General features: G+C 64.7%; 2 protein-coding genes. Both read left to right on the forward strand.

The window, feature by feature from the left end:
• Nucleotides 1-8 precede the first annotated feature (8 nt).
• Nucleotides 9-3,974, forward strand: a complete 3,966-nt coding sequence (gene tssM / locus AB3X95_RS12550) for a type VI secretion system membrane subunit TssM (protein ID WP_368621472.1) — start codon at nucleotides 9-11, stop codon at nucleotides 3,972-3,974.
• Nucleotides 3,975-4,007: 33 nt separating this feature from the next.
• A partial coding sequence (locus AB3X95_RS12555; protein ID WP_368621473.1) for a type VI secretion system Vgr family protein occupies nucleotides 4,008-6,735 on the forward strand: 2,728 nt, incomplete at its 3' end.

Here is a 6,735-nt window from a genome sequence, read left to right on the forward strand (position 1 = left end):
AAGCCTTGATGTCTTATTTGAACCGCTTATCGAAACTGGTGCTGACGCGCCAGACGCTGGTGTTCGCCGCGATCCTCGTGGCGGCTGTGGCTGTCTGGTTCGTGGGGCCTTTCATTGCTTTTGGCGACTACCGGCCGCTCGACAGCGTGTTCTCGCGCGCGCTGTCGATCGTCGTGCTGTTGTTGCTGCTGCTGTTCTGGCTGCTCGGCTGGTCGCCGGGCGTCATCGGCGTCGCGTTGCTGTGTGTCGCGCTCTGGTATTTCGGACCGATACTCGCGTTCGGCGAAGCGCATCCGCTCGGCACCACATGGTCTCGCGTGCTGCTGATCTCGGTGCTGCTTGCCTGCTACGCGATCTATGGGCTGTATCGCCTGTGGCGGGCAGTGCGCAGCGACGACGTGCTGCTGCAGCGCGTTCTGAACCCGTTCACGAAGAAGTCGGCCGCGACCCCTGTCGCACGAGACGAAATCCGTGCGCTTCACGCGGTCGTCGCGAAGGCCATCGACAAACTCAAACGCATGCGCGGCGGACCGGCGGGGCTGCGTCGTCTGCTCGAAAGCCAGCGCTATCTGTACGAACTTCCGTGGTATATGGTGGTGGGCTCGCCGGGGGCCGGCAAGACGACGTTGATCCTGAACTCGGGTCTGGATTTTCCGGAGGCGGAGCAGATGGCCGCGGCGTCGCTGAGAGGCCGCGTCGAAACTGAGAATTGCGACTGGTGGTTCGCGAACGAGGCGGTGCTGATCGATACCGCTGGCCGTTATACGGTTCAGGACGCAGCATCGCAAGACGCCGCGAAGATCGACGTCAAACCGGAAGACCTGAAGAGCGCGAACGAGGCCGAATGGCGCGGCTTTCTCGGACTGCTTCGTAAGCGGCGCCCGCGCGCGCCGATCAACGGAGCGCTGCTGGCCGTTTCGGTCGAAGAGTTGTTGACGCGCCCCGCGTCCGAACGAAAGGCGCTCGCCGCGTCGATGCGCGCGCGGCTTGGCGAACTGCGCCAGCAGTTGGGGATTCGATTCCCCGTCTACGTAGTCGTCACGAAGCTCGATTTGCTGCCCGGCTTCGGGGAATATTTCCAGTCGTTGACAGCGGAGAGCCGCGCGCAGATTTTCGGCTTCACACTGCCTTATCAGGAGGAGCCGGAACAACACGGCCGCGACACATTGCGCGTGGCCTGCGCGGCCGAGATGCGCGAGCTGGAGCAGGGACTCGAAGACAGCATCAACACGAGGCTGCAAGAGGTGTACGAGGTCGATCTGCGCAAGAAGCTTTATGCGTTGCCGTCTGAATTTCGTAGCCTGTGCGCGGAACTCAATGAACTGCTTGCGCTGGTGTTTCTCGATTCGAAATACGACGACACACAATTGAACAGCGCGCTGCGCGGCGTCTATTTCACGAGCGCGGCGCAAACTCACGAGGCCGTGTCCGCCGACGGCACCACACTGTTGCAGCGGCTGCGTCGCGGGCTTGCGGGTTCGTTCGGCGCCGCGCCGAAAACGGTCTCGCCGTCATCCGGTGGCGCTACGCCTACCGCCTATCGCGGCTATTTCTTGCGCAATCTGTTTCAGCACGTGATCCTGGCCGAAGCGCATCTGGTGCGGCCAAACCTGTACTGGGAAATCCGCTTCCGCGCGTTGCATGTTGTCGGGCATCTGCTCGCGATCGTCGTCGCGGTGTGGCTAATCGGTGCACTCGTCGTTAGCTTCGGCAATAACCGCGAGTATCTTGCCGCGATCGACGCCAAGGCCAATGGGCTCGCCGCGCGGGTCCTGTCGCAGCGCAAGGCGCCGCAGCCCGGGGCGATGGGGTCGATGCTGTCAGCGTCGCGTGACCTGCCGCAGTTCGACGGCATCGAACTCGACAGTCCCGGTCCCGCATGGCGCTACGGGCTGTACACGGCGCCTGCCATCAGCGCCGCCGCCGGCGAGACCTACGACGGTCTGCTGAAACAGATGTTGCTGCCGCAAGTCATCGGCCGGCTCGAAACGGTGCTCGATACACAAATCGGCGCACAGGACGCGGACGGCGTTTATCGCACGCTGACGGTCTACCTGATGCTGTTCGACCGCTCGCACTACGACGCGAAAGCGATCAAGGCCTGGGTGCTCGGCGACTGGGAGCACGCCAACAGCGTCGCACCGCTCGGCGAGCGCAGCATGATGGCGCGACACCTCGACGCGCTGATCGGGGAAGGGGTGCCCGCGGTGCCGGCAAAACCGGTGAATGCGCAGCTAGTGCGTCGCGCGCGCGAGTTCCTCGGCCGCAATCCGGTGTCCGGACGGCTCTACGAACGCGCGATGAACAGCATGGCGCCGGAGGCGCCCGAGAACGTCACGCTGCTGAGCGCCGCGGGTCCGCAAGCCACTACCGTGTTCGTGCTGGCCAACGGCTCGACGCTCGCGCGAGGCATCCCCGGTCTCTATACCTACGACGGCTATCACGCGGTATTCAACAAGCGCCTGCCGGAATTTCTCGAGCAGGCGCGCAAACAGGACGCGTGGGTGATGGGCGAGGCCGATACATCGACGCGGTGGCGGCACATGGCAAACGGCAACGCGCTGCGCAAGGACAAGCTCGCCGACGATATCCGTCGCCAGTACTTGACCGACTATGGCAACTATTGGAGCCAGTTTCTCGACGACGTGAGACCGGTGTCCGTCAGCGAAGGCACGCTGGCGCCCGATCTGCAGACGCTGCGCACGCTTGCCGCGCCGGATTCGCCGCTGGCGAGACTCGCGCGAACCGCCGCGCGCGAGACGTCGCTGTCGGTCGCTGACGGCGCGGACGAGCCGTCGGCCGCCGGGAGTGCCATCAACGTGATCATGCGTCGCTCGCAGGCGGCGCGCGCCGCGAGCGCCGTGGCCGCAACCGCCACCATCGGACAGCTCGCGCAGCAGAAGATGGAACGTGAACTGGTCGACCGACGCTTTGCCGCGCTGCGCGAAGTCGTGACCGGCCAGGCCGATAGCGGGAGCGCGCTGCCTGGCGGCAGCGGCGTGCTGCAGCTGGGCGGCGTCATCGGGCTGATCAACGAGCAGTACACGCGATTGACGACCGCCGGCGATGTGCTTGCCACCAACAGCATGCCGCCCACGGACGACCTCGGCGCCACGATGCAGCTCGAGGCGCAGAAGCTTCCGCCGCCGTTTCGCGCCGTGCTCGTGGGCCTCGCGTCGCAGTCGATGCGCAAGGTGGACCGCAACGTCGGCTCGCTGCTGACGATGCAGGTCGAATCGAGCGTTGGCGCGCAATGCCGCCGTGCTGTCGAAGGCAAATATCCGTTCGTCGCGAGCGTTCAGGAAGTCGACATCGACGATTTCAACCGCGTTTTCGCGGCCGGCGGCCTGCTCGACGACTTCTTCCACAAGACGCTTGCCAGCCGTGTCGATACGAGCATACGGCCGTGGCGCTATAAGCCGGTCAGCCCCGGCATGCCGCCCATGCAGGGACCGAGCCTCGAACCGTTCGAGCGCGCCGCGGCGATCCGCCAGACATTTTTCCGCGATCCCGGCGCGACCCGGATGTCGTGGAATGCGGGCCTCAAGGTCGTGTCGCTGGACCCCGAGATTACCGATCTGCTCATCGACGTCGACGGGCAAAGCCTGCGCTATGCGCACGGCCCGGTCACGACATTCCCGATCACATGGCCGGGGCCGCGCGGCGGCTCGATGGCCGGCCTCACCGCGAATCCGCGCGTGCGTCCGGACACGTCGACCGTGATGACCGAGGGTCCGTGGGCGCTGTTCCGTCTGATCGACCGGGGTCGTGTGACGTCGACATTGTCGTCGAGCCGCTCGGCAGTGGACTTCAATTTCGACGACCGGCACGCGGTTATCGAACTGACGTCGGGCGGGCAGTCGGGACCGCAACTCACCGCGTTGCTGCGGGATTTTCGTTGCCCTGGCAGTGGAAACACGCTGGCAAGGCGAACGGACGCGTCGTCAGGCACCGCATCGTCCAATGAGCTGTAGCGCCTTTTCGATAAAGTGAACTTAGAGGAGTGCATGTCAAGTAATCCCTTGAACGCGATAGGTGTGCAAAGCCGCGCAGTGACCGTATCCAGCGCGGCGATACCGAGGTGGCCGGCTCAGAGCGCGGACGGACTGACGCAGCCGGCGCTGCAGTTCATGTCACTGAAGGGCAACGAGCATCTCGGCAAGCTGTTCGAATATGAACTGCTGTTGCGCACGCCCGACGATTACACGGTGCCGCTTGCCGTCAGTGCCAACCTCGATCTGAAGGCGCTGCTAGGCAAGGAAATGACCGTCGCGATCGACCTCGAGCCGAGCGCCGATCCCGAAGCGGCTCAGCGCGAAATCACCGGACTCGTCGCCGCCGCGCAATACCTGCGTCGGGAAGGCCGCTACAACGTCTATCGTGTCGTGCTGAAGCCCTGGCTGTGGCTGGCCACCTTGACGACCGACTACAAGATTTTCCAGAACAAGACGGTCATCGAGATCATCGACGAGGTTCTGAAGGACTATCCGTATCCGGTCGAAAAGCGTCTCGACGTCAGCCGCTATGCGCTCGAGGGTGAGAGTCCGACGAACGAGCCGCGCGCGTTCCAGGTCCAGTACGGCGAGACCGACTACCACTTCATTCAACGCCTGATGGAGGAGTGGGGCATCTACTGGTTTTTCGAGCATGCCGACGGCAAGCACCGGCTCGTGCTGTGCGACCACATTGGCGCGCACCGCCAGTCGCCGAACTCCGCATACCGGACGCTCGCGTTCCAACCGCAGAACGGCAAGACCGACATCGAATACATCAGCGCGTTTTCGACGGCGGAAGTTTTGTGCACCGGTCACTATGTGACGAGCGACTTCGACTTCACGCGTTCGCGTGCCGACATGCGAGCGATCAATCAACAGCCGCGCGATACCAGCTGGAACCTGCTCGAGCGCTACGACTGGCCGGGCGACTACACCGACGGCAACCACGGTGAACTGCTCGCGCGTACGCGCATGGAAGCGCTGCGCGCGCCGGGCACGCGAGCGCAAGGCGAAGGTAACGTGCGCGGACTCGCGTGCGGGCAGACGTTTGGGTTGACCCGCTACGACCATACGGCTGCGAACTGCGAATACCTCGTGATCGGTACGAAACTCGCCCTGATCGGTACGCCGGATGAATCGGGTAGCGGTTACGAGTACACGTGCAGCAACAAGTTCGACGTACAGCCGACGAGCGAAGTGTTCAGACTGCCGCGGGAGACGTCGAAACCGATCGTCAGCGGGCCTCAGTCGGCTGTCGTCGTGGGTCCCGAGGGCAAGGAATTGTGGACCGACGAATTCGGTCGCGTGAAGGTCCGCTTCGTCTGGGACCGCTATGGCCGCAACGTCGAAACCGACTCCTGCTGGGTCCGTGTAAGCCAGGCGTGGGCCGGTCAGGGTTTCGGTGGCATCTATATTCCGCGCATCGGCCAGGAAGTCATCGTCGATTTCTGGAACGGCGACCCGGATCGTCCGCTGATCACCGGGAGTCTGTACAACACGGTGACGCGTCCGCCCTATGAGTTGCCAGGCAACGCGACGCAAAGCGGTTTCATGAGCCGGTCGATGGAAGGGGGCTTGCAGAACTACAACAGCATTCGCTTCGAGGACAAGGCGGGTGCCGAGGAATTCACGGTGCAGGCTGAGCGGGACATGAACCGCCTGACGAAGCTCAACGAATCGCACGTGATCGGTGCCGACTACACGATCGGCGTGGCCGCGGCGCACAGCATGACCGTTGGGGCGACTTCCAGCACGGTCGTTGGCGGCAAGTATTCGATGAGGGTGAAGAATGTTGCCTTCCATTCCGTGGATCTTGGACAGTTCGTTTCGATCGGCGGGCTCGACGAGACTGCGGTTGGGGGCGCCTCCACTCTGACGGTGGGCGGGGCACGTACGGTCACGGTCGGTGGCGCGTCAACGCACGCGGTGGGCGGAGCCTATTCGCTGTCGGCTGGAGGGGTGCTGTCCATCGTGTGCGGCAAGTCGTCGCTGACGATGAACAAGGATGGCGAGATCAAGCTCATCGGTAAGTCGATCCGCATCCAGGGTGACACCCGTGTTGTGGTGCAAGGCACGCCGCTGGACCTCAACCCCGGTGACATGGAATGCGGTAGCGCAGTGACGGTGCCGGTTCCTTTAGTGGTGCTTGATGCGCTGGACGTTCCAATTATTTCGCCGCCGCCTTCGGAGGAACCACTTCCGACGATAGATCCGCTTCCGACGGAAGAACCGCCGCCTTCGGAGGAGCCGCCACCGTCGGAAGAGCCGCCGCCGTCGGAGGAGCCGCCGCCGTCGGAAGAGCCGCCGCCTTCGGAAGAGCCGCCACCGTCGGAAGAGCCGCCGCCGTCGGAGGAGCCGCCGCCGTCGGAAGAGCCGCCGCCTTCGGAAGAGCCGCCGCCGTCGGAAGAGCCGCCGCCATCGGAGGAGCCCCCGCCGTCGGAAGAGCCGCCGCCGTCGGAGGAGCCGCCGCCGTCGGAAGAGCCGCCGCCTTCGGAAGAGCCGCCGCCGTCGGAAGAGCCGCCGCCGTCGGAGGAGCCGCCGCCGTCGGAAGAGCCGCCGCCTTCGGAAGAGCCGCCGCCGTCGGAAGAGCCGCCGCCATCGGAGGAGCCACCGCCATCGGAAGAGCCGCCGCCGTCGGAGGAGCCGCCGCCATCGGAAGAGCCGCCGCCTTCGGAGGAGCCGCCGCCTTCGGAAGAGCCGCCGCCGTCGGAAGAGCCACCGCCATCGGAAGAGCCGCCGC

Source organism: Paraburkholderia sp. BR13444 (assembly GCF_040948755.1).
In the GTDB taxonomy this organism is placed as follows: Bacteria; Pseudomonadota; Gammaproteobacteria; order Burkholderiales; family Burkholderiaceae; genus Paraburkholderia; species Paraburkholderia youngii.

Bases quoted from the DNA above. Each gene is read 5' to 3' on its own strand.
- tssM (WP_368621472.1), top strand. From the start codon at position 9: ATGTCTTATTTGAACCGCTTATCGAAACTGGTGCTGACGCGCCAGACG.